We start from the raw sequence: 26936 nt of genomic DNA, 5'->3' as shown, positions 1-26936 counted from the left end.
CCAAGCTTACCCTGCCGACCGCCCCTCGGGCGAATCGTCGGCGCGTCGGGCGCGGAGGACCAGGACGGATGCCTCTGGCCGGCACCCGAAGCGCACCGGGGCGTAGATCGAATGGCCCAGACCCGCGCTCACGTTGAGCGGCACCGTCCGTCCATCGTGCGACCACCGCGTCAGGCCGCGGGCCTGATCGAGGGGGATGTCGCAGTTCGAGACGAGGGCCTTCTTCGCGAACGGGATGCGGACCTGACCGCCGTGCGTGTGCCCGGCGAGGATCAGGTCGGCACCGGCATCCGTGAACGCGTTGAGCACCCGCTGGTAGGGCGCGTGCGTGACCCCGAGGCGGACGCTCGCGTCGTCACCGAGCGCGCGGAAGGCGGCCGATGCCGCGTCGAGGTCATCGAGCTCGCGGTGGGCGTCGTCGACACCCAGCGCATCGATCCGGACTCCGCCGACACGGATGCTGGCGGCCGTGTTGTCGATCAGTGTCTCGCCGAGTCCGGTGAGGAAGTCGTCGAGCGCGTCGGTGTCGAGCGAGGGCGTGAATTCGACGTGCGTCGATGGTCCCTCGAAGTACTTGAAGGGGTTGCGGGCGCTCGGGGCGATCTTGTCGTTCGACCCGTGGACGAAGAAGCCCGGCACGCCGCGCAGGGGAGCGAAGGCCGCACGGATGCCGCCGAGCCCGTCCTGATGACCGAGGTTGTCGCCCGTGTTGATCACCAGGTCGGGCTGCACCGTGTCGGCGATCTCTGCGATCCAGCGTTGCTTGCGGTGCTGCCACGGCGCCATATGCGCGTCGGACAGGTGGAGGACGGTCACCGACGGGCTGCCCGGCGGCAGGACGTGGAGGTCATGGCGGCGGAGCGTGAAGAGGTAGCGCTCGATGCCGACGCCCCAGACGCCGGCGGCGACGCCGATCGCCCCCACCGCGCCGAGCGCAGTGAGGGCGGTCTGTGCGGCGGGCCTCACGGACCGTTGCCGTTGCCGGGGCCGCCGTTGCCGTTGCCGTTGCCCGGGCCGTCGTTCCCGCCCCCGCCGTCGCAGGCCTTGGCCTGGTAGTTGAGGGTGATGGCGGCGTCTCGAGCGACGGTCTCGCCGGCGGCGGGATCCGTTCCGGTCACGACGCCCTGCGTCGGCGCGCCCGGGTCGTCGGTACAACTCAGCGTGACGTTCGAGAACCCGGCTGCGTTCAGCGCCGCGGTGGCGTCCTTCGGGTTGCCGCTGACGCCGGGGACGACGACGCCCTTGCCATCACTCGGGCTGATCGTGACGGTCGTTCCCGACACGACACGGCCCGCGCCGGGCGACTGCTCGACGATCGTGCCCTCCGCCTCGGGGGACGGCACCGGGTCGCCGACGCTGACGCTGAAGCCGGCGTCCTCGATCCGCTGGCGAGCGGCGTCGGTATCGAGACCGATGACGCTCGGCAAACTCGCATACGACCGCTTGGTCAGTTCGCTCGCCGGCTTCGGGAACTCGCCGCCGCCGAACTCCGAGTTGGCGGCGCGTTGCATGGCGGGCCAGATGGAGTTACGGATGCGGGACAGGCGGTAGCCGCTTTCATAGTGGTTCTCGAGACGCTCGTCTCCCGCCACGTTGCCGACCCAGACCGCTGTCGTCACCTTCGTGCTGGAGCCGATCATCCACGTGTGCAGGAACTGGTGGATGCCCGTCTTTCCGAAGATCGGTACTCCGTCGAACGTCCGCGCACCACTTCCGGTGCCGCTGGCGCTCATCACGCTTTGCAGCACGTATGCGGCCGTGGCAGCCACGTCTTCGCTGATCTTGCGCTCGCACTTCGTGTCAGGGATCGGACGCTCATCGCCGTTGGCGTCGACCACGCGATCGATGGCCTTCGCGGCGCACAGGGTGCCGTTCGAGGCGATCGCCGCATAGGCGTTCGCCATGTCGATCGGGGCGACGGCCTGCGACCCGAGGACGTCGTAGGGGTTGTTGAACTGATCCAGCGGCTTTCCGTCGCCGAGGGTGACTCCGAGGTCTCCGGCGACGCGGTTGGTGCTGCAGACGGAGATCTTCTCAGCCATCGTGAGGAAGCCGGAGTTCAGCGAGTCCTTTGTGAATCGGGCGACCGTCCCGGTGTAACCACGGTTCCCCTCGAAGTTTCCGATCGCGCCCTTGCCCTCACCGGTCTTGACTTCCTGCGTACCCCCCTCACAGCCGGTCAGCACTGTCTTCTCGCCGACGCGTCCATTGAGTACCTCGTTGACAGAGTGGCCCTGCTGCATCCAGTTGATGAGACTGAACACCTTGTAGGTCGAACCCGCCGAGTGGCTGCCGCCACCGTTCTTGACGGGGACGTTGTAGTTGACCTGGGTCGTTGTCTTGTCGTCCGCCTGGTCGCTCCACGGACGGTTCTGCACCATCGACAGGACGCGGCCGGTTCCGACCTCCACCTGCACACCTGATGCGCCGAGGTTCATGTACGAGACGCTTCCGGGAACGACGGAGATGGCCTTGTTCGCGGCCGACTGGAGAGAGGTGTCGAGCGTCGTGTAGACGCTGAGACCACCACGACGAAGCGCCGCGAGCCGGTCCTCCTTCGTCTCACCGAAGGCCGGGTCGGTCCGGATGATCGAGGTGACGTAGGCGCAGAAGAACTCCTCGCCCTTCGCCTCCGAGCAGCCCTGGGGACGTGACGTCAGCTTCGGGGTGATCGGGGCCTTGATGGCCTCGTCGTGCTCAGCCTTCGTGATCTTGTTGTCTTTCAGCAGGCGGTTGAGGACGTAGTCCTGTCGGATCTTCGTCAGGCGGTAGCCGTCGGCCTCGCCGTTGACAGGCGAGCCGTCCTTCGCAGTGAGCGTGCCGCCCGGCTTGTCGATGCGGAGCGTGTTCGGCTCCTGCACCATGCCGGCGATGACGGCCGCCTGAGCGACCGTGAGCTTGTCGGGCGTCGTGTCGAAGTAGTGGCGAGCCGCGGCGCCGATGCCGTAGACGGTGCCACCGAAGTGCGCGATGTTGAGGTACCCGATCAGGATCTCGTCCTTCGAGTACTCCTTCTCCAGCTGGATCGCGTAACGCATCTCCTGGATTTTGCGCTGGTAGCCCTGCGTGCCCTTGTTCGCCGTCGACTCCTCGTAGCACGCGCGAACCTGCTCAGCGCCCACGGCTTCCGCCTCGCACGACTGCTGGAGGACGTTCTTGACGTACTGCTGCGTGATCGAGGAGCCACCGCGGTTCGATCCCGAGCTCGCGTTGCGCGCCAGCGCGCTGAGCGTGCCCAGCAGGTCGATGCCGCCGTGCGTGTAGAAGTTCTTGTCCTCACTCGAGAGGATCGCGTCGTACATGACCGGGGCGACCTGATCGAACGTCACCGGGATGCGGTTCTGGTCGTAGAACTCGGTGAGCTTGACGTCCTTGCCGTCGTCGTTCTTGGCGTAGATCGTCGTCGGAAGCATGAGCTTCTCGATCTTGAGGTAGCTCGGCATCTTGTCGAACATCTCGATCGCGCTCGACGCCGCGTACCCGGACACCGCGATCGCCGGGGTGATCGTTGCCGTGACGAGGAGACCCGCAACGGTGCTCAAGCCGACGAGGCCCATCAGGCCTCCGAGCACACCGGTGGCCGTACGTTTCGAGTGGGGCATAGGCTGATCGTAAGGGAGATTGCTGGGCGATGCCTTGGTGACCGTCCCTGTGTCGAGCCCGTCCGGGCGCGCGAGTCACGACCTCCGGGAGACCCGAATGACCACGTGGGAGTACATGACCACGCCGCTGCTCATCCACAACACCGCGGCGATTCTCAACAACTGGGGCAAGCAGGGGTGGGAGCTCGTTCAGGTGGTGACCGGCCCCGAAGGCGGCCTCGTCGGTTACTTCAAGCGTCCCTCGGGCGGCGACGGCTCCGCCAACGCGGGACTGGATGCCGCGGCTGTGGCCGCTCGTCAGTTCGGTCAGGGCTGATGTCGGTCACCGCACGCCTCGCCGAGCTGGGCATCGAGCTGGGCTCCGTCGTCCCGCCGCTCGCCGCGTACATCCCGGCCAAGGTCCACGGCGACCTCGTCTACACGTCCGGTCAGCTTCCCATGGTCGATGGCGCGATGCCCGCAACGGGCAAGGTGGGCGACGGCGAGGGGTACGTGTCCGCGGACGAGGCCGCTTCGCTCGCGCGGCAGTGCGCGCTGAACGCGATCGCCGCCGCGGCCGCTGCGGTCGGTGGCGTCGACCGGCTGACCGGCATCGTGAAGGTGACGGGGTTCGTGGCATCCGCACCGGAGTTCACCGGTCACCCCGCCGTCATCAACGGAGCGAGCACCGTGCTCGGTGAGATCTTCGGCGACGCGGGTCGACACGCCCGCTCCGCCGTCGGTGTGGCGGCTCTGCCCATCGACAGCCCCGTCGAGGTCGAGGTCGTCTTCTCGCTTTCTTGAACCGAGTGCATCTTCCCAGCGAGCTGATACCTCGTCGGGGACCTGCACTCAGACGTCCGCGTCACGCTGTCGCCATGACCAGCTCACGTGTCTCGTCGTCCCTTCTCCTCCGCACGGCCGCCGTCTTCGCCGGCGCCGCTCTGCTGACCGGGTGCGCCGCAGGAGGACCTGCGGCCGCTGCGGGCACACCCCACGCCGGACCCTCCGCTCAGGCGGCATCCGCGACCGCAGGCGGTGCGCGGGCGGACCGCGATGACCCCGCGACCGAAGGGACCAACCTGGCCACGGTCACGCGGCTCTTCTCCGCGGCTTTCGCCGACCCCGACTCGGCGGAGGCTCAGGCCGCCGCTGCCGTGAGCGTCGCGAAGGATGCCGTGACCCACGGCGGGAACGCCGAAGCGGGGCCCGCGGGCCTGCTCGCCCAGTTCGCCGCGGCGCACAAGAGCGTCCCCGGCGCACAGGTCGTCATCAAGCACACGGCCGCGGACGGCGATCTGGTCGCGGTCCACTATCAGATCACCGCGGACCCTGACGATGAGCGCACCGGGCTCGCGGCCGCCGACGTCTTCCGTCTGGCCGGCGGCAAGATCGTCGAGCGCTGGGCCTTCGAGCAACCCGTCGCGCAGGGCAAGGCCGCCAGCGGCAACACGAACTCGATGTTCAGTGATCTCTACAAGCCCGCCACGCCGTCGCCGGCACCCACCGAGACGCAGGAGGAGAAGAATCGGGTGTCCGCTATCGACGAGTACGACACGCTGTTCAAGGACCGCGACGTCAGCATCCTCGACCGTGCGTTCGATCCGAACTACCTGCAGCACAATCCCGTCGCCCCGAACGGGACGGCCGCCCTCAAGCAGTTCTTCGGCGGGGGTGCGTCCTTCCCGCCCACGGAGTCGACCGTGTCGCTGGCGGACGGCGACCTCGTGTGGACGCTGTCGCAGGCCGTCGGAGCCACGTCCGGTGATCCCTACACCGCGCTCGACATCTTCCGCGTCGACGGAGGACTGATCCGCGAGCACTGGGATGTCGTCCCCGCCGCCACGGCGGGGTGAGCGCGGTCAGTCCTTCTTCGTCACCTGCCCCTTGATCGTGGACATCACCATGGTGTCGGCGAGGGTCGTCGTGTCGCCGACCTCGCGTCCTTCCGCGACGTCGCGCAGCAGTCGGCGCATGATCTTGCCGCTGCGGGTCTTGGGGAGCTCGGTCACGATGTAGACGTCGCGCGGACGCGCGATCGGACCGATCTGGTCGCCCACCCACGCGCGGAGCGTGTCGACGAGCCCGTCGAGGGAGTTCGCCTTCATGTACGACTCCTTGATGACGCAGAACGCGACGACCGCCTGCCCGGTCGTCTCGTCAGAGGCTCCGACGACGGCTGCCTCGGCGACGGCCTCGTTGCCGACGAGGGCGGATTCGATCTCGGTCGTCGAGAGGCGGTGGCCCGACACGTTCATGACGTCGTCCACGCGACCGAGGAACCAGACGTCGCCGTCCTCGTCGAGGCGCGCCCCGTCACCGGCGAAGTAGTAGCCCTTGTCGGCGAACTTGTCCCAGTAGGTCTCCTTGAAGCGGTCCGGGTCGCCCCAGATGCCGCGCAGCATGCTCGGCCAGGGTTCGGTCAGCACGAGCAGCCCGCCGTTGCCGTTGCCGACCTCCTGGCCCTGATCGTCGACGACGTCGAGGCCGATGCCGGGAAGCGGCACCTGCGCGCTGCCCGGCTTGGTCTCGGTCACCCCGGGCAGCGCCGACACCATGATCGCGCCCGTCTCGGTCTGCCACCAGGTGTCGACGATGGGCGTCCGATCCCCGCCGATGACGTGGCGGTACCACATCCACGCCTCGGGGTTGATGGGTTCGCCGACGCTGCCGAGCAGGCGCAACGACGACAGATCGTGTTGCCCGGGGATGCTCCTGCCGAGTTTCATGAAGGAGCGGATGGCGGTGGGCGCCGTGTAGAGGATCGTCACCCCGTACTTCGCCACGATCTCCCACCAGCGACCCGGATGCGGGGTGTCGGGGGTGCCCTCGTAGATCACCTGCGTCGCGCCGTTGGCGAGCGGACCGTACGTGACGTACGTGTGTCCCGTGATCCACCCGATGTCGGCGGTGCACCAGTAGACGTCGGTCTCGGGGTGCAGGTCGTGGACGACCTTGTTCGTGAACGCCGCCTGCGTGAGGTAGCCGCCGCTCGTGTGCAGGATGCCCTTCGGCTTCCCCGTCGTCCCCGAGGTGTAGAGGATGAAGAGGGGGTTCTCCGCCGGGAACGGCTGCGCGACATGATCAGCGGATGCCGTCGGCACCAGATCGTGCCACCACAGGTCGCGTCCGTCCTCCCAGTTCACCTCGGTGCCGGTGCGCTTGACGACGAGGACGTGCTCGACGGTCTCCTGCGGTCCGTGTCCGCGGTCGCCGAGTGCCTGGTCGACGGCCGGCTTGAGTGGGGATGCCTTGCCCTTGCGGTACCCGCCGTCGCTCGTGATGACGAGCTTCGCGCCGGCGTCGTCGATCCGGGAGCGCAGGCTGTCAGCCGAGAACCCGCCGAAGACGACGGAGTGGATGGCGCCGATGCGCGCGACGGCGAGCATGGCGGCGACGGCTTCGGGGATCATCGGCAGGTAGATGGCGACCCGGTCGCCGGCGTCGATGCCGAGGTCGGTCAGCACGTTGGCCAGACGCTTCACCTCGTCGGTGAGCTCGGCGTAGGTGACGCGACGCTCGTCGCCGGGCTCACCCTCCCACAGCAGGGCGACACGGTCGCCGAGGCCCGCCTCGACGTGGCGGTCCAGGCAGTTGTACGCCACGTTGAGTTCGCCGTCCTCGAACCAGGTCGCGAAGGGCGGGTTCGACCAGTCGAGCGTGCGCGTGAAGGGAGTGTGCCAGTGAAGGTTGCGGGCCTGCTCCGCCCAGAACGCCTCGCGGTCCGCGGCGGCGTCGTAGAGGTCCGCGTGCGCATTCGCTGCGGCAACGAAGTCCGCGGAGGGCGCGAACCGTCGGGTCTCGTTCAGGAGGTGGTCGATCTGGCTGCTCATGCGGCGCTCCTTTGCGTGCAGGCCATCGTGGCCTCGTGCGGCGATGCGGCAACTCTAGGTTCGGCTCAAGGAGCGCGACTACCGCCGATAGTGGGTGCGGCGCGCTGGGCATGTGTGCGGCACAATCCCAGCCAGGATGAGCGTAAGATCGTTATCGCCCGAACATCGATTCGGTTTCGCGATCGCGCTGATCCCCCCTGAAGCGCGGTTGCGTGGGCGGCACCCTTTCCCCCAATGGGTGCCGCCCTTCTCTTTTCCTTCACGGTCGCGGTCGTCGCTTTCTGCACACGCGTTCACACCGTCGTTCCGTCCACGCCCGGCGACGTCGAAGGTCCGGGGCCGGAGGCGTCCGCCTAGCGTTCCGGGCATGCCGCATCCGTTCATCGCCGCCCCTCGAGGCACCGGAGTCGCCGCGATACCGCGACCGGTGCCGCGGCATCCGGTGGTCGCACCGTTGCGCCGGTACCTCGCCGACCCCGGCGTCACGGACGTCTTCGTCAACGGCACCGACGGCCTCTACGTCGACCGGGGCGGCGGACCGGAGCGCATCCCGGACTGGGCGCTCGACGAAGAAGCCGTGCGTGAGCTCGCCGTCGGGCTCATCGCGCTCGGGGGCCGCCACCTCGACGACGCGACTCCCTGTGCGGACGTGCGTTGGGAGCACGGCGTGCGGGTCCACGCGGTCCTGCCGCCCATCTCGTGCACGGGGGCGACGATCTCGATCCGCCTCCCGGGTACCGGAATGCCCGATCTCGACGACCTCGGTCGCCGCGGCGCGTTCGACGCGGCGATGGGCGCCCGACTCGAACGGCTCGTCGACCAGCGTGCCAACGTCCTCGTCACGGGAGCCACCGGCGCCGGCAAGACGACGCTGCTCGCCGCACTGCTCGGACGCGTTCCCGTGTCGGAGCGGATCGTCACGATCGAGGATGTCGCGGAGCTCCGGATCGCCCACCCGCACCACGTGCGTCTCGAAGCCCGGCAGGCCAACCTCGAAGGCGTCGGGGCGATCGCGCTCGGGCGTCTGTTGCGCGAAGCCCTGCGGATGCGCCCCGACCGACTCGTGGTGGGCGAGTGTCGGGGCGAGGAGGTCCGCGAGCTCCTCACCGCCTTGAACACCGGTCACGACGGCGGCGCGGGGACGGTCCATGCGAGCGGGCTCGCCGAGGTCCCGGCCCGCCTGGAGGCGTTGGGTGCGCTCGCCGGGATGGATGATCGAGCGCTCGCGCGCCAGACGGCCAGCGCGATCGGGGCCGTCGTCCACATCGAACGCGGACGCGACGGAGTGCGCCGCGTGACGGGGATCGCGCGCCCCGTCGTGCGCGACGACCGCCTCGGCATCGAGGCCGTCGCATGAACGCGCGGAAAGCCGCCCAGGCCAGCGCTGCGTCCGACGCAGCGGGGGTCGCCGGCGTCGTCCAGCGCCTCGCCGTCCTCCTGCAGGCCGGCATCGCGCCGGCCGCCGCCTGGCGCCACCTCGCCCACGCCGGTGACGAGACGGCCGCGGCGGTGTGCGAACGACTGGATGCCGGGGGATCAGCCGCATCCGCCCTCGCCGAGCGCGGCGGCATGTGGCAGCAGATCGGCGTCGCCTGGCAGGTGGCGACGGTCGTCGGAGCCCCCCTGGCGATGAGTCTCCGAGGTCTCGCCGAGGCGCTCCGCGACGCTCATCAGGCGCGCGACGACGTCCGCACCGCTCTCGCCGAACCGCAGACGACGGCGCGGCTCATCTCGTGGCTCCCTCTCGTGGCCCTCGGCCTCGGCGCCGCCCTGGGGTTCGACCCGTTCTCAGTCCTGGCCACCCCGCCGGGCGCCGTGTGCCTCGTCGCGGGGGGACTGCTCATGTTCCTCACCCATCGGTGGACGCGTGCACTGGTCGCACGGGCGCAGCCCGGCGACGAGATCCCCGGACTCGATGCCGAGGTGATCGCGATCGCCCTGTCGGGCGGCGTCTCGATCCCGCGGGCGCTCGAGGTCGTCGCGGCGGCCTCGGGTCTCGAACCCACCGCCGGGACCGCCTCTGTCCTCGCCCTCTCCCGATCCGCGGGCGCGCCCGCCGTCGAACTGCTGCGAGCGGATGCCGCGTCCCGCCGCCAGGCGGCGCGCACCGACGGGCGGCTGCGGGCGGCATCCCTCTCTGGACGGCTCCTGCTCCCGCTCGGAGTGTGCACCCTGCCGGCGTTCCTGCTGCTCGGCGTCGGTCCGATGCTGCTCTCGGTCCTCACCTCGACCCCGCTCACGCTGTGAGCCCAGACGTGCCCATCACCCAAAACACCGGAGGAGATCATGACATCCCACGACCTGCCCACCCTGACCCGCCGCCGCGCGGCCGACCTGTTCGCCGACGAGTCCGGCGCCGCGACAGCGGAGTACGCCATCGCGACGATGGCGGCCGTCGCCTTCGCCGGGCTGCTGGTGATCATCATGCGCTCGGACGAGGTGCGCGGCATCCTCACCGACCTGGTCCGGCGCGCCCTCACCGTCTCATGAGGCGGGACGAGCGGGGATCGGTTGCGGCGGAGTTCGCCGTGACGGTCCCCGCCGTCGTCCTCGTCATCGTTCTGGCGGTCTCCGCGTTGTCGGTGGGGGCTCGGCAGGTGCGGCTGGAGCACGCCGCGGCCCAGGCTGCGCGGTACGCCGCCCGCGAGGAACCCGCCGAGCGGGTGCGGGCTGCGGCATCCGCCCTCGCCGCGGGCGCGGCCGTCACGACTCGCCGCGAGGGTGATCTCGTGTGCGCGGACCTCTCCGCCGCGCCGGGAGTGCCGCTGCCACTGCCTGACCTCCGCGCATCCTCGTGCGCGCTCGCCGCCCCGGAGATCGACTGATGGCGGGCGCTGCGACGACCGTCGGGGTCCTGGCGGTCTCGGCCACCCTGGCCGTCGGCTTCGTCGCCGCCGGAGCGGCCGCGGCATCCTCGGCGCGGGCGGCGGGAGCGGCCGACGCCGCGGCCCTCGCCGCCGCAGACACGGCGTCGGGACTCGTGCCGGGAGAACCGTGCGCGAGTGCCGCTGACGTAGCGGCGAGGAACGGCGCGTCGCTCACCGCGTGTCGGATCGACGGACTCATCGCGACCGTGGAGGTCTCGATCGACGTCGGCCCCCTGGACGCGCGGGCGCGCGCCCGCGCGGGGCCACCACCCGGGTCGCCCTGAGTGCTCGGGACGGCGGGGCTCTCAGCGCGCTCTTGACAACTCGGTGTGTATGGTGTGCAACGAAGAAAGGACGCCACGTGGCACAGGGCAAGAAGCTCGTCATCGTCGAGTCTCCGACGAAGATGCGCTCGATCCAGGGATACCTGGGTGACGGTTACGAAGTCATGAGTTCGGTCGGACACATCCGCGACCTCGCCGACAAGAAGGACATCCCCGCGGATCTGAAGAAGACCTCCGTCGGCAAGTACTCCATCGACATCGAGAACGACTTCACTCCTCTTTATGTGGAGAGCGACCGCGGCAAGAAGACGGTCACCGAGCTCAAGCGAGCCCTGAAGAACGCCGACGAACTCCTCCTCGCCACTGATGAGGACCGCGAGGGCGAAGCCATCGCGTGGCACCTCCTCGAGACCCTGAAGCCCAAGGTCCCTGTCAAGCGGATGGTCTTCCACGAGATCACGAAGGACGCCATCCAGGCCGCGGTGAAGAACACCCGCGAACTCGACCACGCCCTCGTGGACGCCCAGGAGACCCGACGCATCCTCGACCGCCTCTACGGCTGGGACGTCTCCGACGTCACCCGCCGCAAGGTCGGCCAGGGCACGAGCGCCGGCCGCGTCCAGTCCGCCGCCACCCGCATGGTCGTCGAGCGGGAACGCGAGCGCATGGCGTTCGTCTCCGCCTCGTACTGGGACGTCGACTCCACCGCCGTCAAGGGATCGGATGCCTTCGCCATCCGGCTCGCCCGTCTCGACGGCGCGCCGCTGGCCCGCGGCACCGACTTCGACGACACCGGCTCGCTGAAGAAGGCCGTCGTCGTCCTCACCGAGGACCAGGCGCGCGAGCTGGCGGCAGCGCTCGAGGCGTCGGGCGCGGCATCCGTCGTCAGCGTCGAGGCCAAGCCCGGCACGCGCAGCCCGAAGCCGCCGTTCACGACCTCGACCCTCCAGCAGGAGGCCGGTCGCAAGCTCTCGATGAGCGCCAAGCACGCCATGGGCGTCGCGCAGCGGCTCTACGAGAAGGGCTACATCACCTACATGCGCACCGACTCGACCGCTCTGTCGGCGCAGGCGGTCACCGCCGCGCGCACCCAGGCGGTCGCGCTCTACGGCGACAAGGCCGTGCCCGCGAACCCGCGCAGCTACCGCAACAACGCCAAGAACGCGCAGGAGGCACACGAGGCGATCCGTCCCTCGGGTGACACCTTCCGGACGCCCAAGGAGGTCACCTCCGGCCTCGACCGCGACGAACTCCGCCTGTACGAGCTCATCTGGAAGCGCACCGTCGCCAGCCAGATGGCCGACGCGAAGTACGAGACCACGACCGTGACGATCGACGCGGATGCCGCCGGCAAGACGGCGACGTTCACGGCATCCGGCACCGTTTACACCTTCAAGGGGTTCCTCGAGGCCTACGAAGAGGGCCGCGACGAGAAGCGCAGCGACAACGACCGCGCCGACGACCAGTCGCTGCCGTCGCTCGCCGTCGGCGATGCTCTGACGCTGACCGACGTCGAGCCGAAGGGGCACGCGACGAGCCCCAAGCCGCGCTACACCGAGGCTTCGCTCGTGAAGGCGCTCGAGGAGCACGGCATCGGTCGTCCGTCGACCTTCGCGAGCATCATCGACGTGATCCTCGACCGCGGGTACGTGTCCAAGCGCGGCCAGGCACTCGTGCCCAGCTGGCTCGCCTTCAGCATCGTGCGCCTGCTCGAAGAGCACTTCGCCGACCTCGTCGACTACGACTTCACGGCGGCGCTCGAGGACGACCTCGACTCCATCGCCCGCGGAGAACAGAACCGCGCCGCGTGGCTGCGCGAGTTCTACTTCGGTTCGAAGGACCACGTGGGCCTGCGCAACATCGTCGACAACCTCGGCGACATCGACGCACGCGAGATCAACTCGACGAAGATCGGCGACGTCGCGGTCCTGCGGTTCGGTCGTTACGGGCCGTACCTCGAGGTGCCGGGCGATGACCCCGAGACCCCGCGCCGCATCAACGTGCCCGAGGATCTCGCGCCCGATGAGCTCACCCCGGAGAAGGCGCGAGAGCTGATCGACGCGCCGGTCGGCGGCGACCGCGTCCTCGGACAGAATCCCGAGAACGGGCGCGACGTCGTCATCAAGGACGGCCGCTTCGGCCCCTACCTCGAAGAGGTCCTCCCCGAAGAGGAGGCGCCGGCCGAGGAGGTCAAGCCCAAGCGCGGTGCGAAGAAGGTCGTCGCACCCAAGCCCAAGCGCGCGTCGCTGTTCAAGAGCATGTCGCCCGAGACGATCGATCTCGAGACGGCGCTGAAGCTCCTGTCGCTTCCGCGCGAAGTCGGCACCGACCCCGAGTCGGGCACCGTCATCACGGCGCAGAACGGCCCGTACGGTCCCTACATCAAGAAGGGCACCGACTCGCGGAGCATCGCCAGCGAGGACATGATCTTCGACATCACGCTCGAGCAGGCCCTCGAGATCTACTCGCAGCCCAAATACGCGAACCGCGCCGCGACCTCCATCAAGGAGTTCGAGGCCGATCCGGTCAGCGGCAAGCCGATCCGCATCAAGGACGGCCGCTTCGGCGCCTATGTCACCGACGGGACCACCAACGTCACGATCCCGCGCGGGCAGACGGCGGACGACATCACCTTCGAGATCGCCGTGCAGATGCTGGCCGAGAAGCGCGCGAAGGGGCCGGCGCCCAAGCGCACGACCCGCAAGCCCGCCGCACGCAAGCCGGCGGCGAAGAAGAAGTGACCTCCGGGCTCTGGATCACCCTCGAGGGTGGCGACGGCTCGGGTAAGACGACGCAGGCGACCCTGCTGGAGCAGTGGCTCCGTGAGCAGGGTCGCAGCGTCGTCCGCACGCGCGAACCCGGCGGCACCGAGGTCGGCGTGCTCATCCGCGACATCGTGCTGCACCACCGCGGCGACATCGCCCCGCGCGCCGAAGCACTCCTCTACGCGGCCGACCGGGCGCACCACGTCGCGACGCTCGTGCGGCCCGCGCTCGAGCGCGGCGAGGTCGTCATCCAGGACCGCTACCTCGACAGCTCCGTCGCCTACCAGGGTGCCGGAAGGGTGCTGGACGGCGGCGAGATCCGCGACCTGTCGCTGTGGGCCGCCGAAGGTGCGCTGCCCGACGTCACCGTCCTCCTCGACGTCGACCCGGCGACCGCGCGGGAACGATTGGATGCCGCCGACAAGCCCTTCGACCGACTCGAAGCCGAGAAGAGCGCGTTCCACGAGCGGGTCCGCGCCGCCTTCCTCTCGTTGGCGGATGCCGAGCCGGAGCGCTTCCTCGTCGTCGACGCCACGCAGCCGATCGACGAGATCGCCGACGCCATCCGGACGCGGGTGTCCGAGCGGCTGTCCGCACTCTCGTCCTGAGCGTCGCCGGCACCTCGTAGGCTGAACCGCATGACCTCCACCACCGTCGACACGCTCCCGTGGGGCGAGGTCTGGGGCCAGGACGAGGCCGTCGCTCAGCTGCGGGCAGCGGCATCCGATCCGTCGCAGCTGGCCCACGCGTGGCTCATCACCGGGCCGCCCGGATCGGGCCGCTCGACCCTCGCCTATGCCTTCGCCGCGGCGCTCATCGCCGAGCCCGGCGACGAGAACGCGATGCGCCAGGTCATGGCGCGCACGCACCCCGACCTGGCGGCGCTCCGCACCGAAGGCGTCATCATCTCGATCAAGGACGCCCGCTCGCTCGTCGAGCGCTCGTACTTCTCGCCCTCCCTCGGCCGGTACCGCGTCATGGTCATGGAAGACGCCGACCGCATGGTCGAGCGCACGAGCAACGTCCTCCTCAAGGCCCTCGAAGAGCCGCCCGAGCAGACTGTCTGGATCCTCTGCGCGCCGAGCGACGCCGACCTCCTCCCCACGATCCGCTCGCGGGTGCGCATCCTGCGGCTGCGTGAGCCCGACGTGGCCGACGTCGCGCGGCTGATCGTCCAGCGCACGGGCGTCGACGAGGCGATCGCGGAGCAGTCCGCGCGGCTCGCCCAGCGACACATCGGCATGGCGCAGCGGTTGGCGACGGATGCCGCGTCCCGCGAGCGTCGCGATCGAACCCTCCGGGGGGTCCTCCGCGTGCGCGGGGTCGGCGACGCCGTCGAGGTCGCCGCGTCGATCGTGCAGTCTGCGACCGATGACGCCAAGGCGCTGACGGCGACCCGTGACGAGGGGGAGCGCGAGGCCCTCCTGCGGACGTTGGGGGTCGCGCCCGGAGGCGCCGTTCCCCCCGCCGTTCGGAGCCAGGTGAGCGCACTGGAGGACGAGCAGAAGCGGCGCGCCACGCGCAGCCTGCGCGACGGGATCGATCGGGTGCTCACCGATCTCGAATCCCTCTATCGCGACACCCTCATGCGCCAGTTCGGTCGGGACACCGACCTCATCAACCGCGAACTGACACCGGAGATCGACGCCATGGCCGCCGCCTGGACACCGCAGCACACACTGACGGTGCTCGACGCCATCGCGCTGACACGCACGAACCTGCAGGGCAACGCCGCCCCTGCACTCGCCCTCGAGAGCATGCTCATCACGGTCGCGACGGGGCGCCCGCAGTGACCCGCGGGTTCTGGCGCCGTGCGGCATCCGTTCTCCTCGCCACCGGGGCGGTCGCGGCACTGCTCGCGGCGTGCACGCCCACCGCTCCCGCTCGCCCCGGTCCCGACCGGACCCCGATCACGCAGGGGGCTCCGGCCGGCTTCGAGGAGTACTACGGGCAGAAGGTCGACTGGGAGAAGTGCCGGGGGATCGGCGAGGGTGACTATTACTGCGCCTCCGTGACGGCTCCCCGGGACTGGACGGACGCGGACGGCGGCGACATCCAGCTGTCCATCATCGTGCGCCTCGCCTCGGGCGGGACGTCGAAGGGATCGCTGTTCGTGAACCCCGGCGGCCCCGGAGCGAGCGGTGTCGACCTGGTCCAGCAGGCGGCAGAGTTCGCCGTCGGCAGCGATCTGCTGGACAGCTACGACGTCGTGGGGTTCGACCCGCGAGGCGTCGGACGGTCGACGCCCGTGCGCTGCTTCGACGCCACGGCCATGGACCACTACCTCTTCGACATCCCGGCGGCCCCCCGGGGTACGCCGGAGCGATCCGCCGAGCAGCGCGCGTCGGCCGGGTCCTTCGCCCGCGCCTGCGACGTCAACAGCGACGGCCTGCTGCCCTACGTCACGACCCAGAACGCCGCCCGGGACCTCGACCTGCTGCGCGGGGTCCTCGGCGATGAGAAGCTCGCCTACCTCGGGTACTCGTACGGGTCGTTCCTCGGCGCGACCTACGCTGAGCTGTTCCCCCGGAACGTCGGTCGCGTCGTCCTCGACGGCGGTCTGGACCCCTCCATCCCCGGCGCGGTCGTCGGGGCGCGGCAGGCCGTCGGCTTCCAGTCCGCCCTCGACGCCTTCTTGAAGAATTGCATCGAGGGATCCGACTGCCCGTTCGACGGACCGGTCGCGAACGCCCAGCAGCAGCTCTCCGACGCACTGGCCGCCGTCGACGCCGCGCCGCTGACGGCGACCGATGGACGGAAGCTCGGTTCGGACGCCCTCGTGATGGGCATCGTGTCGGCGCTCTACAGCGAGGGGAACTGGAGCACGCTCTCATCGGCACTCGCCGCGGTCCTGCAGGGTGACGCCGACGAGATGTTCGAGCTCGTCGACCGGTACTACAACCGCTACGACGGGCGGTACCTCGACAACTCCACCGAGGCCTTCTCGGCCTACAACTGCATGGACTACCCGCCGGACTCCGACGACGTCGTCGCGGCGGCGAACGCGGAGGTGGCGAAGGACGCGCCGACCTTCGCGCCGTACTGGACGTCGGACGTCGACCTCTGCGACGCCTGGCCGTACCCGCCGACCGGGACCCGGAACGAGATCCACGCCGACGGTGCCGCGCCGATCCTCGTGATCGGGACGACGAACGACCCCGCGACGCCGTACGAGTGGTCGGCTGCGCTCGCGAAGCAGCTGAGCTCCGGCATCCTGCTCACCCGTGTGGGGGAGGGGCACACCGGTTTCAACAAGGGCAACGCCTGCATCGACGACACGGTCGTCGCGTACTTCGACGAGGGCACGGTGCCCGACGGTGACGTGCGCTGCGAGGCCGGTTGATCCCTGCGTTCGCAGCATCGCTTCAGACCCTGTAGGATCGATGATCGTGCAACGCGCGAGCGAAGCGCGCCACCTTAGCTCAGACGGCAGAGCGATTCACTCGTAATGAATAGGTCAAGGGTTCGATTCCCTTAGGTGGCTCCAGAACAGAGGACACACGGGTGACACAAGCCCTCGATGCGATTCTCGAGATCTTCACCTGGGTGGGATTCGGCGCTGCCGTCGTCCTCGGAGTCGTCGCCGTGGTCGTGTGGGCCTCCGACGGGAGTTGGCTGGCGGCCGAGGCCTATCTCGACGAGGACGGACGGACGCTCCGCTGGATCGACAGCGAGGGAGACGTCAACTCGGCTCCTCTCGACGAGTCCGATCGCAGCCGCATCGGGGCCGACCACACCGCGAAGATCTGGTATCGCCACGGGTGGCACGACCGGATGCGGTTCACCCGCCGCCCGCCAGCACTGAACATGCTCACGGGTCTCGTCCTCGGCGGCGCGACCCTCGGGATCGCCGCCACCGTGGCATCCATCATCGTGTTCTTTGTTCGGTCCTGATTGCTGAAAAAGCGTATATCTAGCTAATCTAGGTATATGTCTCCTGCATCGACGCCCTCGCGATGGCTGCGCATCGCGCTTCCGCTCGTCCTCGTCGTCATCTGGCTGGCCGGAGGGTCGCTCGGCGGACCGTACTTCGGCAAGGTCGACGAGGTCTCGACGAACGACCAATCGAGCTTCCTGCCGCAGAGCGCGGAGTCGACGCAGGTGCAGCAGCGTCTGGGCGATTTCCTCGGCGGGGACGCCATCCCGGCGCTCGTCGTGTTCGATGCCGGCCGCGCTCTCGACGGGCCTCAGCTCGACGCCGTCCAGACGATCGCCGACCGGATCGCGGATCTGACGGGCGTCCAGGAGGTCTCACCGGCGATCCCGTCCGAAGACGGCGAGGCGGCGCAGGTGGTGGTCTCGATCGACTCCGGCGGCGAGGTGACCGACATCGTGGGCGAGGTCCGCGAGCTGGTCGCCGCCGATGCGCCCGACGGCGTCAGAGCGTGGGTCACCGGGCCTGCGGGCTTCACCGCCGACCTCGCCACGGGCTTCACCGGGATCGACGGGCTCCTGCTGCTGGTCGCCCTCGGTGCGGTGTTCGTCATCCTCGTCATCGTCTACCGATCGCCGCTCCTTCCGCTCCTCGTGCTGCTGACCTCGGTGTTCGCCCTCTGCGTGGCGTTGCTGAGCGTGTGGTGGCTCGCCAAGGCAGGCATCGTCGTCCTCAACGGGCAGGTGCAGGGCATCCTGTTCATCCTCGTGATCGGCGCCGCCACCGACTATGCGCTGCTCTACGTCGCCCGCTTCCGCGAGGCCATCGGGGAGGGCCGGAGGAGATGGGATGCCGCGACCGCAGCCTGGCGGGGATCGGTCGAGCCCATCCTCGCCTCGGGCGGTACCGTCATCGCGGGCCTCCTGTGCCTGCTGCTCAGCGACCTCGCGAGCAACCGCGCACTCGGGCCCATCGCTTCGATCGGCATCGCGTTCGCGATGCTCTCGGCGCTCACCTTCCTCCCCGCTCTCCTCGCCCTCGTCGGACGCGCGGCCTTCTGGCCGTTCATCCCCAAGGCGGGCATGACCGAGCTCCCGATCGACCTGACACAGCCTGCGCGCGGTCTGTGGGCACGTCTCGCGCGGTTCGTCGCGCGCCGCGCGCGGATCGTCTGGATCGTGTCGACCGTGGTGCTGCTGGCGGCATCCGTCGGCGTCACACAGTTGAAGGCGGACGGCGTTCCGGCGAGCGAGCTGGTCCTCGGGGCGTCGCAGGCGCGAGACGGTCAGGCGGTGCTCGCCGAACACTTCCCGGCGGGATCGGGCAGTCCGCTGTACGTGATCGTCCCCGAGGCGGAGGCTCCGGATGCCGCCGAACTCATCGCCGATCAGGACGGGGTCGAGTCGGTCGGTGTCGTGTCGGCCGACGCTCCCGCCGGGCAGGCGGACGCCACCATCGAGGACGGCGAGCTCGTGCTCACGGCGCAGGGCCCGCCAGGGACTCCGGCGCCGACGGCCACCGTCGACGGCGGCGACGTGATGATCGTCGCGACGCTCTCGGACGCGGCGGACTCGCTCGCGGCGGAGCAGACCGTGCGGGACCTCCGCGACGCGATCGCCGGGAGCACGCTCGACGCGGTCGTGGGAGGCACCACCGCCGTCGACCTCGACACCAACGACACGTCGATCCGCGACCGGACGGTGATCATCCCCGTGATCCTCGTGGTGGTCCTGCTGATCCTCATGCTCCTGCTGCGGTCGATCCTCGCGCCGGTCCTGCTGATCCTCAGCGTCATCGTGTCGTTCGCCGCAGCCCTCGGTGTCAGCGCGCTCGTCTTCACCGAGGTCTTCGGCTTCCCCGGCGGCGACCCGGCCGTGCCCCTCTACGGCTTCGTCTTCCTCGTGGCGCTCGGCATCGACTACAACATCTTCCTGATGTCGCGGGTGCGGGAGGAGTCGGTCCGACACGGGACGCGCCGCGGCATCCTCCGCGGTCTGGTCGCCACGGGCGGGGTCATCACCTCGGCGGGGCTCGTGCTGGCCGCGACGTTCGCCGCCCTCGGCGTCATCCAGATCCTGTTCCTCGTGCAGCTCGCCTTCATCGTCGCCTTCGGGGTGCTGCTCGACACGTTCATCGTGCGCTCCCTCCTCGTCCCCGCCCTCGCGTACGACATCGGCAGGACCATCTGGTGGCCCTCGAAGCTCGCGCGCTCGGGCGTCGACGAGACGCCGGAGCCACCCGTCACCGAGGAGATGTCGCGCGCCGAGTACCGGCGGACGCTCGAGCCCTGACGCGCGGGGTCAGCGGGCGCGTCGCCGCACGATGAGTGCGGCGACGGCGCGCCAGCCCACGAGCATCAGGAGCAGGACGGATGCCGCGACGATGACGAAGGCCACCTGCACCCCCTGACCGGTCAACACCCGCAGGAGCATGCCGCCGGCGACGGTGACGATCCACAGCGGGATGCCGGTGCGCCGCACCGCCAGCGGCGCGCGCCACGCCAGCACGCCCAGCCACCCGACGATCAGCGCGAGCAGGAAGGGCCCCGCCGTCGTCGCCAGCCCTGCGAACGCCGCCTCATCATGGCTGGCGCGACCGATCGCGGCGAAGACCGTCACGAGGACGGCGTCGATCCCGAATGCGGCGAGGATCCCGCCGGTCGTGGTGGTCTGGCGGGCGGGGGAGTCCATGCCGCCAGGGTAGTCGCGGCATCCGCCGTCCTCGTCGCGCTCAACTGGTCGTACCCTCGAGTCATGACCCGAGCGCTGTTCATCGTCGATGTGCAGAACGACTTCACCGAGGGCGGGGCCCTGGGAGTCGACGGCGGTGACGCGGTGGCCGCCGCGATCACGGCCCACCTGGCGCGACACGCCGAGGAGTACGACGTGGTCGTCGCCTCGCGCGACTGGCACGACCGTGACGGAGACAACGGCGGGCATTTCTCGACGAGTCCCGACTACATCGACTCGTGGCCGGTCCACTGCGTCGCCGGGACGCCCGGCGCGGACTACGACCCCGGCCTCGACACCTCCGCCGTCACCCACCACGTGAAGAAGGGGCAGGGGATCCCCGCCTATTCGCTCTTCGAGGGCGTGACGGATGCCGGTGAGACGGTCGCCGACATCCTGACCGCCCACGGCGTCGTCGAGGTCGATGTCGCCGGCATCGCGACCGACCATTGCGTGCGCGCGTCGGCCCTCGATGCGATCGCGCACGGCCGGCGCGTGCGGATCCTCACGGACCTGATCGCCGGCGTCGCGCCCGCGCCGAGCCAGGCGGCCCTGGCGGAGCTCGCCCACGCCGGCGCGGAGCTCGTGGCAACCGGCGACGGCGACCGCCCCGCCGCCGACGTCGGTGAGGGCGAGCGGTGAGCCGTCAGGCGCCCGCGGGCTGGTACGCCGATCCGGGGGAGCCCGGACAGCTGCGGTGGTGGGACGGCTCCGACTGGGCTGCCGACACGGTCGCGCCGACCCCCGCGCCCGATGCCGCCCCGGCCATCACGACGCCGCCGGCACCGTCGGCACAGCCGGCAGAATCAGCCGCGCCCGCCGCCCCCGCCGCGAAGCCCCGGTCAGCTCCCGCCGGTGCCGCCCGGAGCGGAACCCCGTCGAGCAGCACCGTCTGGATCTGGCTCGCCATCGCGGCATCCGCTCTGCCCCAGTACACCGGGGTGTTCCTCGACGCCCGGACGATCGTGCGGCTCGGGGGTCCGTCTGGCGGGCTCACCCCCGCGGGCTGGATCGCCGCCGCTCTCGCCCTCCTCGTCGTGATCGACGTCGTCCTCGTCGCGGCCGCCGTCCTCTTCGCGTGCCTCGACCACCGCGCTCTGCGCGGCCGCGGCATCGATGCGCCCTTCGCGTGGGGGTGGGCGGCGCTCGCGTTCGTCCTCACCCTCGGGGTCTACGTCGTCGGGCGCACCGTCGTCGTGCACCGCCGCACGGGCGGCGGTCTCGCACCGCTGTGGACGTGGGCCGCCGTCACGGTCGTCGGCCTCGTCGTGTTCGCCGTGTGGATCGCAGGGTTCTCTGAGGCGGCGTGGGTCGCGGTCACCACGTCGCGCTGAACTTCACGTGATGGACATCTGGGGTTCATCGGCTCCGCACGGCATCCCCTGAGCATGGGGGGATGAGCCGTCCTCGCGTCCTGTCGCTGTACGAAGGCCTGTTCGCCGGTGGTGCGCGGGTGCTGCACACGAACGTCATCACCGGGCTCCACCTCGACGGATCGCACGAGCACGCGGTGCTCTCGATCGCGTCGCAGGCCCGCCGCGAGGGTGCGCTGCAGCCGATGAGCGACGACCCGAGGTACCGGTGGCTGCGCGAGGCGGGCATCGAGGTGTCCGACCTCGGGCGCGAAGCGGGCGCCCTGCCGCCCGACCCCGAGAGCTTCTCGGACGCCGAGCTCGACGTCGCCGCCGCCGCTGTCGCCCGCGCCGACGTGATCCTCACGCTCAAGGAGCAGCCGCTCGGGCTCCTCCTCGCCCTCGACGCCCGCGGTCTCCTTCCCGACGTCCCGGTCGCCGCGTGCCTGCACAGGTCCGACCCGACCCACTCGGGCCCCGCCATGCGCTGGCTGGGGGAGCTGGCGGCATCCGGTCGACTCACCTCGACCATCTCGTGCGCCGAGTCGACGAGCGACGCCTACGCCCGCTTCACGCCGCCGTCCGTGGAGAGGTTCGTGATCCCGAACGGCATCGACCTGGCCCGCTACCGTCCGAAGCCCCATGAGCGGATGCCGCTGCGCACCCGTCTCGGCATCGCGCCGAACGTCCCCGTGATCCTCCTCGCCGCACGCTTCGACGCGATGAAGGATCCCGGGCTCTTCCTCCGCGCGGTCGGTGTGCACGCGGCGCGAGACAGCCGCGCTCAGTACGTCATGTGCGGCGCGGGGATGACCGCCGACAACGCCGCCCTGACGGCGGCGATCGCGGAGGCGGGGGCTCCTGCCGAGCGCGTCCACCTGCTGGGGATCCGCGACGACATGCCCCGCGTCTACCGCGCGGCCGACATCGTCGCACTGACGAGTGCGTTCGGCGAAGCGTCGCCGCTCTGCCTGATCGAAGGCGCCGCGAGCGGAGCGACCCCGGTCACGACGGCAGTGGGGGACTCCGCCCAGGTGGTGGCGGGCATCGGACTCGTCACGCCGCACGACGCGCAGGCGATCGCGTCCGCGTGGACGAGGGTCATCGCGCGCCGGCCGGACTATCGCGCGGCCGCGCTGGCGGCGCGTCCGCGCATGGGGGCGGACCGCATGCTCGACGAGTACCGCGGTGCGATCGACGGTCTCGCCGAGCGCGCCGAAGCGGCGGCCTGACGTCCCCAGCTCCCGTCACACATCGTCGACGGGGTGTCAACCGGCATCCCATCTTTCGCGGCCCCAGCGAGACTCGAGCAGTGGCATCCCTCGACGACATCGGCCCCGGCCAGGACCTGCGCAGCTACGCACCGATCGGCGACGGTCGGACGATCGCGCTGATCGGGCTCCGCGGACAGATCGACTGGATGCCGATCCCCGGCATCGACGACCTGCCCATCTTCGGGCGGCTGCTGGACGATGACGCCGGCGGCTGCATCGAGCTCGAACCCGTCGAGGAGTACGAGGTACGGCGGCGGTACCTGCCGCGCACCAATGTGCTCGTCACGACGTTCACGACCGCGTCGGGCACCGCCACCGTGACCGACGCTCTCGTGACGGGTGTCGCAGGCCGGCTGCCGTGGGCGGAGCTCGCCCGCCGCGTCGACGGCGTCACGGGCGAGATCGCTTTCCGGTGGCGCGTGCAGCCGGGGACATCGCTGAAGACCGCAGCGCCCTGGCACGACCGCGCGAACGACCGCAGCATCCTGCGCTCGGGACTCACGACGATCGGCGTGACCGGACGCGACTACGGTCCGGAGCCCGCGGCGTCGGCGGACGGCATCGCGACGGGGTTGGCGGGCGGCTTCACGACCGCCGAGGGCAGCCGCCACCTGCTGATCATCGTCGGCACGCACGACGAGCCCATCCACTTCCCCGACCCCGACAACGTCGACCGCGGGATCGACCGGACGATCGAGGCGTGGCGCGCCTGGTCGCGCGAGTTCTCGTACGAGGGGCCCTGGGCGCGCGACGTGCAGCGGAGCGCCCTCATGCTCAAGATGCTCATCCACAGTCCCACCGGCGCGATCGCGGCGGCCGCGACGACCTCCCTCCCGGAGGACCTCACCGGTGGGAAGAACTGGGACTACCGGCTCGCCTGGGTGCGCGACCTGGCGTACACCGTCGATGCCCTCATCGGCTTCGGGCTGCGGGAGGAGACCCACGCGGCGATCTCGTGGCTGCTGCGCACGATCCGCCGGCACGGGCCGGAGCTCCACGTCATGTACACCCTCGACGGCGAGCTCGACGGGCACGTCACCGAATACGACGTGCCCGGGTGGCGCGGCATCGGTCCGGTCGTGACGGGCAACCCCGCCCGCGAGCAGGTCCAGCTCGGCGTGTACGGTGACCTGTTCGCCATCTGCCGGGCGTACGTCGAGGCGGGGAACGCGCTCGACGTCGAGACCGGACGCATGCTGTCGATGTACGCCGACAAGGTGTGCGACGCGTGGCGGAACCCCGATTCCGGCATGTGGGAGCTTCCCGAGGAACGCCACTACACCTCGTCGAAGATGGGATGCTGGCAGGCTCTCAACGACGCCGTCGCCCTCGCGGAGCTCGGCCAGATCCCCGGGAGCAGCGAGCGGTGGGCGGCCGAGGCATCTCTCGTGCGCGCCTGGGTCGAGGAGCACGGGTGGTCGGAGTCCCGCGGCGCCTACGTCATGGCGCAGGGCAGCCGCGACCTCGACGCGTCCGTCCTGCTCCACTCGCTCAGCGGGTTCGACCGGGGCGAGCGGATGTCGCGCACGATCGACGCGCTGACGGGAGAACTCGGCGAAGGACCGCACCTGTTCCGCTACACCGGGATGCGCGACGAGGAGGCGACGTTCGTCGCGTGCTCGTTCTGGCGGGCGGCCGCGCTCGTCTGCGTCGGCCGGCACGACGAGGGCATCGCGGCGATGAACGAGCTCGTCGCTGCGGGGAACGACGTCGGCATGTTCGCCGAGATGATCGACCCCGACGACGGCGCGTTCCTCGGCAACCTGCCGCAGGCACTCAGCCACCTCGCGCTCATCCGCGCGGCACTCACGATCCGCGAGCTGGTCGGCGACGACGCCGACGCCCGCTGACGACCATCACGACCACTATGACCACCACGAAGAAGGAGAGCACGATGGCACGCGACCAGTACACGTTCACGAATCCGGTGGAGCTCTACTCGGAGATCGAACCTCGCAAGGGCCACCAGGAGGAGCCCGGCCTCGACGCGGATCTCGCGCCGAAGGCGGACCTCGGCGAGGAGAGCTACCGCGGCACCGGCCGCCTCACGGGTCGGAAGGCGCTCATCACGGGCGGCGACTCGGGCATCGGCGCGGCTACGGCGATCGCCTTCGCCCGCGAGGGCGCCGACGTCGCGCTGTCGTACCTGCCGGAAGAGGAGGAGGACGCGCAGCGCATCGCCGGCATCCTCCGTGAGGCCGGCGCCACCGTCCTCACCTTCCCCGGCGACCTGAAGCAGAAGGACTATTGCGTCGAGCTCGTCTCGAAGACCGTCGAGGCGCTCGGCGGACTCGACATCGTCGTCAACAATGGCGGGAAGCAGATCTACAACAAGGATCTGACCACGCTCGACGACCAGCAGTTCGACGACACGTTCTCGACGAACGTCGACGCGATGTTCTGGATCACGAAGGCGGCACTGCCGCACCTGCCTGCGGGGTCGACGATCATCAACACGACGTCGATCCAGGCGTACTCCCCGTCGGAGACGCTCGTCGACTACGCCTCGACCAAGGCGACGATCAACGCGTTCACGAAGGCCCTGGCCCAGCAGCTCGCGCCGAAGGGCATCCGCGTCAACGCCGTGGCTCCCGGTCCGATCTGGACGCCGCTGCAGGTGACCGACGGGCAGCCGCCCGAAAAGCTCGAGCAGTTCGGCGAGGACACTCCGCTCGGACGCATGGGCCAGCCCGCCGAGCTCGCCCCGGCGTATGTGTTCCTCGCGTCGGCGGAGTCGAGCTACGTGCTCGGTGAGACGCTCAACGTCAACGGCGGGATGCCGACGCCCTGACGATCGCATGACGAAGGCCCCGGCGCACACGCACCGGGGCCTTCGTCATGTTCGGATCAGGCGTCGACGAGCTCCTTCGCCGCGGCCTTGGCGCGCTTACGCGCGACGACCCTGCCGCGGATCGAGAACACCAGGACCGCGGCGAGCAGCGCGTAGAGCGTGATCGAGATGGGTCCTTGCACGAGCACCGAGAAGTCGCCGTTGGCGCTCATCGCGGCGTCCCGAAGGCTCGTCTCGGCCAGCGGCCCCAGCACCATGCCGATGATGAGCGGCGCGAGCGGGAAGTCGAGCGCCCGCATCAGGAAGCCGAGCAGCCCGATACCGAGCAGCATCACGAGGTCGAACGTCGAGCCCGACGTGGCGTAGATGCCGAGCCCGCAGAACAGCGTGATGCCGGCGTAGAGGTAGGGGCGGGGGATCAGCAGGAGCTTCGCCCAGAGCATCGCGAACGGCAGGTTCAGGATGAGAAGGACCACCATCGCGATGAAGAAACTCGCCAGCAGGGCCCAGACGAGCTCGGGAGCGCGGTCGAACAGGAGCGGACCGGGCTGCAGGCCGTACTGGCGGAAGGCCGCGAGCATGATCGCCGCGGTCGCCGAGATCGGCAGGCCGAGAGCCAGCAGGGCGCCCATCGCCATGCCGGTCGTCGAGTTGCCGGCGGCCTCGGGCGCGGCGAGCCCTCGGATCGCACCCTTGCCGAACATGGGGTTCTTGCGGCGCTTGTCGAGTCGCTTCTCGAGGCCGTAGGCCAGGAAGGTCGGGATCTCCGACCCACCGGCCGGGATGACGCCGAACGGCAGGCCGATCGCGGTGCCGCGCAGCCACGCGGGGGTCGCTTCTTTGAGCTCGCGGCGGCTCAGCCACGGGCGACCCGTCGGCCGGATGAGCGCCTTGTTCGTCATGTGGCGCTCGAGGCAGGCGACGTAGATGACCTCGCCGAGCGCGAGGATCGCAACCGTGACGGTGACGAGCGAGATGCCGTCGAACAGGTTCGGCGAGTCCATCGTGAACCGGGGCGCGCCCGAGACGCCGTCGATGCCGATCACGGCGATGCCGAGGCCGATGAACAGCGACGTCAGCCCCTTGATGGCGCTGTCGGCCACCACCGACGAGGTCGCGGCGAACGCGAAGACGGCGAGGGCGAAGAACTCCGCCGGCCCGAACCTGCTCGAGAAGTCGGCGAGGGCGGGAGCGACGAAGACGACCACGATCGAGGCGACCATGCCGCCGATGAACGCGCCGATGGCGGCGGTGGCGAGCGCCTGCGCGGCCCGACCGTTCAGCGCCATCTTGTGCCCCTCGAACGTCGAGGCGATGGCGGATGCCTGACCTGGTGTGTTCATCAGGATGCCCATCGTCGAATCGCCGAAGAGCCCACCGAAGTAGACGCCGGCGAACATGATGAACGCCGCGGTCGGGTCGAGCGAGAAGGTGATGGGGAGCAGGAGTGCGACGGCCATCGACGATCCGAGCCCCGGAAGCACGCCCACGGCGGTACCGAGGAGGCATCCGATCAGGACCCACATCAGGTTCGCGGGGGTGAGTGCGCCGGCGAAGCCTTCGCCGAGAAGTGTCAGGACGTCCAT

24 protein-coding genes and 1 tRNA gene are annotated in these 26936 nt (G+C 70.0%); 20 read left to right on the top strand and 5 right to left on the bottom strand.

Annotated elements, in window-relative coordinates:
• Positions 1-6: 6 nt before the first annotated feature.
• Entirely contained in the window at positions 7-966 is a 960-nt protein-coding gene (locus BLR68_RS09560) for a metallophosphoesterase (RefSeq protein WP_018187044.1), read from the bottom strand.
• The gene (locus BLR68_RS09555; RefSeq protein WP_018187045.1) at positions 963-3602 is read right to left on the bottom strand and encodes a transglycosylase domain-containing protein; all 2640 of its coding nucleotides are present in this window, start codon (positions 3600-3602) and stop codon (positions 963-965) included. The genes BLR68_RS09560 and BLR68_RS09555 overlap by 4 nt, the downstream gene beginning before the upstream one ends.
• Positions 3603-3699: 97 nt before the next feature.
• Here BLR68_RS09555 and BLR68_RS09550 point away from each other — a divergent pair, with 97 nt between their 5' ends.
• The 3 genes from BLR68_RS09550 to BLR68_RS09540 all read left to right on the top strand — a co-directional run bounded on the left by BLR68_RS09550 (position 3700) and on the right by BLR68_RS09540 (position 5437).
• Positions 3700-3918 (top strand): Sp36 family protein, encoded by a 219-nt coding sequence (locus BLR68_RS09550; RefSeq protein ID WP_018187046.1) that lies wholly within the window; start codon positions 3700-3702, stop codon positions 3916-3918.
• Entirely contained in the window at positions 3918-4385 is a 468-nt protein-coding gene (locus BLR68_RS09545; protein WP_018187047.1) for a RidA family protein, read from the top strand. The genes BLR68_RS09550 and BLR68_RS09545 overlap by 1 nt, the downstream gene beginning before the upstream one ends.
• Positions 4386-4459: 74 nt before the next feature.
• Positions 4460-5437 (top strand): nuclear transport factor 2 family protein, encoded by a 978-nt coding sequence (locus BLR68_RS09540; protein WP_018187048.1) that lies wholly within the window; start codon positions 4460-4462, stop codon positions 5435-5437.
• Between the two features lie 6 nt (positions 5438-5443).
• Here BLR68_RS09540 and acs read toward each other — a convergent pair whose 3' ends face one another.
• A complete protein-coding gene (gene acs / locus BLR68_RS09535) occupies positions 5444-7414 on the bottom strand; it encodes an acetate--CoA ligase (protein WP_018187049.1) in 1971 nt (656 codons plus the stop codon).
• Between the two features lie 367 nt (positions 7415-7781).
• Between acs and BLR68_RS09530 the strand changes: the two genes are divergently transcribed.
• The 12 genes from BLR68_RS09530 (at position 7782) to BLR68_RS09475 (ending at position 19495) form a co-directional block, all read left to right on the top strand.
• Positions 7782-8771: a TadA family conjugal transfer-associated ATPase gene (locus BLR68_RS09530; protein WP_026302880.1), complete on the top strand. Its 990-nt coding sequence runs from the start codon at positions 7782-7784 to the stop codon at positions 8769-8771.
• On the top strand, positions 8768-9661 hold the full coding sequence (locus BLR68_RS09525; RefSeq protein ID WP_018187052.1) for a type II secretion system F family protein: 894 nt from the start codon (positions 8768-8770) through the stop codon (positions 9659-9661). Before BLR68_RS09530 ends, BLR68_RS09525 begins: the two co-directional genes overlap by 4 nt.
• Positions 9662-9700: 39 nt before the next feature.
• A complete protein-coding gene (locus BLR68_RS09520; protein WP_018187053.1) occupies positions 9701-9904 on the top strand; it encodes a DUF4244 domain-containing protein in 204 nt (67 codons plus the stop codon).
• Between the two features lie 38 nt (positions 9905-9942).
• The gene (locus tag BLR68_RS09515) at positions 9943-10239 is read left to right on the top strand and encodes a TadE family type IV pilus minor pilin (RefSeq protein ID WP_018187054.1); all 297 of its coding nucleotides are present in this window, start codon (positions 9943-9945) and stop codon (positions 10237-10239) included.
• Complete coding sequence (locus tag BLR68_RS09510) at positions 10239-10565, top strand: Rv3654c family TadE-like protein (RefSeq protein ID WP_018187055.1); 327 nt, start codon at positions 10239-10241, stop codon at positions 10563-10565. Before BLR68_RS09515 ends, BLR68_RS09510 begins: the two co-directional genes overlap by 1 nt.
• A gap of 77 nt (positions 10566-10642) precedes the next feature.
• Entirely contained in the window at positions 10643-13306 is a 2664-nt protein-coding gene (gene topA / locus BLR68_RS09505) for a type I DNA topoisomerase (RefSeq protein ID WP_018187056.1), read from the top strand.
• Positions 13303-13938 (top strand): dTMP kinase, encoded by a 636-nt coding sequence (gene tmk, locus BLR68_RS09500; protein ID WP_018187057.1) that lies wholly within the window; start codon positions 13303-13305, stop codon positions 13936-13938. Before topA ends, tmk begins: the two co-directional genes overlap by 4 nt.
• A gap of 30 nt (positions 13939-13968) precedes the next feature.
• Positions 13969-15123: a DNA polymerase III subunit delta' gene (locus BLR68_RS09495; RefSeq protein ID WP_018187058.1), complete on the top strand. Its 1155-nt coding sequence runs from the start codon at positions 13969-13971 to the stop codon at positions 15121-15123.
• Positions 15120-16673: an alpha/beta hydrolase gene (locus BLR68_RS09490; RefSeq protein ID WP_018187059.1), complete on the top strand. Its 1554-nt coding sequence runs from the start codon at positions 15120-15122 to the stop codon at positions 16671-16673. The genes BLR68_RS09495 and BLR68_RS09490 overlap by 4 nt, the downstream gene beginning before the upstream one ends.
• Before the next feature lie 68 nt (positions 16674-16741).
• Positions 16742-16817, top strand: a tRNA-Thr gene (locus BLR68_RS09485).
• A gap of 17 nt (positions 16818-16834) precedes the next feature.
• Complete coding sequence (locus tag BLR68_RS09480; RefSeq protein ID WP_018187060.1) at positions 16835-17224, top strand: hypothetical protein; 390 nt, start codon at positions 16835-16837, stop codon at positions 17222-17224.
• 36 nt (positions 17225-17260) lie between these two features.
• Positions 17261-19495: an MMPL family transporter gene (locus BLR68_RS09475; RefSeq protein ID WP_018187061.1), complete on the top strand. Its 2235-nt coding sequence runs from the start codon at positions 17261-17263 to the stop codon at positions 19493-19495.
• Positions 19496-19504: 9 nt separating this feature from the next.
• Here the strand turns inward: BLR68_RS09475 and BLR68_RS09470 are convergent, their stop codons facing one another.
• Positions 19505-19894, bottom strand: coding sequence for a DUF3054 domain-containing protein (locus BLR68_RS09470; protein WP_018187062.1), 390 nt, complete (start codon positions 19892-19894; stop codon positions 19505-19507).
• 63 nt (positions 19895-19957) lie between these two features.
• On the opposite strand from BLR68_RS09470, the gene BLR68_RS09465 reads away from it, so the two are divergent.
• The 5 genes from BLR68_RS09465 to BLR68_RS09445 all read left to right on the top strand — a co-directional run bounded on the left by BLR68_RS09465 (position 19958) and on the right by BLR68_RS09445 (position 25350).
• Entirely contained in the window at positions 19958-20575 is a 618-nt protein-coding gene (locus BLR68_RS09465) for an isochorismatase family protein (protein ID WP_018187063.1), read from the top strand.
• The gene (locus BLR68_RS18255; protein WP_051082799.1) at positions 20572-21267 is read left to right on the top strand and encodes a DUF2510 domain-containing protein; all 696 of its coding nucleotides are present in this window, start codon (positions 20572-20574) and stop codon (positions 21265-21267) included. The genes BLR68_RS09465 and BLR68_RS18255 overlap by 4 nt, the downstream gene beginning before the upstream one ends.
• Before the next feature lie 62 nt (positions 21268-21329).
• Positions 21330-22517 carry a glycosyltransferase gene (locus BLR68_RS09455; RefSeq protein ID WP_018187064.1) on the top strand — a complete coding sequence of 396 codons (1188 nt, stop codon included), beginning with the start codon at positions 21330-21332 and terminating at the stop codon, positions 22515-22517.
• Positions 22518-22597: 80 nt separating this feature from the next.
• Positions 22598-24409: a glycoside hydrolase family 15 protein gene (locus BLR68_RS09450; RefSeq protein ID WP_018187065.1), complete on the top strand. Its 1812-nt coding sequence runs from the start codon at positions 22598-22600 to the stop codon at positions 24407-24409.
• A 17-nt stretch (positions 24410-24426) separates the two neighbouring features.
• Entirely contained in the window at positions 24427-25350 is a 924-nt protein-coding gene (locus BLR68_RS09445) for an SDR family oxidoreductase (protein ID WP_018187066.1), read from the top strand.
• A gap of 56 nt (positions 25351-25406) precedes the next feature.
• On the opposite strand, the gene BLR68_RS09440 is transcribed toward BLR68_RS09445, so the two are convergent.
• Positions 25407-26936 carry a tripartite tricarboxylate transporter permease gene (locus BLR68_RS09440; RefSeq protein ID WP_018187067.1) on the bottom strand — a complete coding sequence of 510 codons (1530 nt, stop codon included), beginning with the start codon at positions 26934-26936 and terminating at the stop codon, positions 25407-25409.

It is taken from the genome of Microbacterium sp. 77mftsu3.1 (genome assembly GCF_900100525.1).
Taxonomy (GTDB): domain Bacteria; phylum Actinomycetota; class Actinomycetes; order Actinomycetales; family Microbacteriaceae; genus Microbacterium; species Microbacterium aquilitoris.
The sequence above is the reverse complement of the archived record's forward strand: the minus strand, read 5'-3'. Positions and strand labels throughout refer to the sequence as shown.

Excerpts from the sequence above, each read along its gene's own strand:
- BLR68_RS09555 (WP_018187045.1), bottom strand. The coding sequence starts at position 3,602 with ATGCCCCACTCGAAACGTACGGCCACCGGTGTGCTCGGAGGCCTGATG.
- BLR68_RS09550 (WP_018187046.1), top strand. The coding sequence starts at position 3,700 with ATGACCACGTGGGAGTACATGACCACGCCGCTGCTCATCCACAACACC.
- BLR68_RS09545 (WP_018187047.1), top strand. The coding sequence starts at position 3,918 with ATGTCGGTCACCGCACGCCTCGCCGAGCTGGGCATCGAGCTGGGCTCC.
- BLR68_RS09540 (WP_018187048.1), top strand. The coding sequence starts at position 4,460 with ATGACCAGCTCACGTGTCTCGTCGTCCCTTCTCCTCCGCACGGCCGCC.
- acs (WP_018187049.1), bottom strand. The coding sequence starts at position 7,414 with ATGAGCAGCCAGATCGACCACCTCCTGAACGAGACCCGACGGTTCGCG.
- BLR68_RS09530 (WP_026302880.1), top strand. The coding sequence starts at position 7,782 with ATGCCGCATCCGTTCATCGCCGCCCCTCGAGGCACCGGAGTCGCCGCG.
- BLR68_RS09525 (WP_018187052.1), top strand. The coding sequence starts at position 8,768 with ATGAACGCGCGGAAAGCCGCCCAGGCCAGCGCTGCGTCCGACGCAGCG.
- BLR68_RS09520 (WP_018187053.1), top strand. The coding sequence starts at position 9,701 with ATGACATCCCACGACCTGCCCACCCTGACCCGCCGCCGCGCGGCCGAC.
- BLR68_RS09510 (WP_018187055.1), top strand. The coding sequence starts at position 10,239 with ATGGCGGGCGCTGCGACGACCGTCGGGGTCCTGGCGGTCTCGGCCACC.
- BLR68_RS09495 (WP_018187058.1), top strand. The coding sequence starts at position 13,969 with ATGACCTCCACCACCGTCGACACGCTCCCGTGGGGCGAGGTCTGGGGC.
- BLR68_RS09475 (WP_018187061.1), top strand. The coding sequence starts at position 17,261 with ATGTCTCCTGCATCGACGCCCTCGCGATGGCTGCGCATCGCGCTTCCG.
- BLR68_RS09470 (WP_018187062.1), bottom strand. The coding sequence starts at position 19,894 with ATGGACTCCCCCGCCCGCCAGACCACCACGACCGGCGGGATCCTCGCC.
- BLR68_RS09465 (WP_018187063.1), top strand. The coding sequence starts at position 19,958 with ATGACCCGAGCGCTGTTCATCGTCGATGTGCAGAACGACTTCACCGAG.
- BLR68_RS09455 (WP_018187064.1), top strand. The coding sequence starts at position 21,330 with ATGAGCCGTCCTCGCGTCCTGTCGCTGTACGAAGGCCTGTTCGCCGGT.
- BLR68_RS09445 (WP_018187066.1), top strand. The coding sequence starts at position 24,427 with ATGACCACCACGAAGAAGGAGAGCACGATGGCACGCGACCAGTACACG.
- BLR68_RS09440 (WP_018187067.1), bottom strand. The coding sequence starts at position 26,936 with ATGGACGTCCTGACACTTCTCGGCGAAGGCTTCGCCGGCGCACTCACC.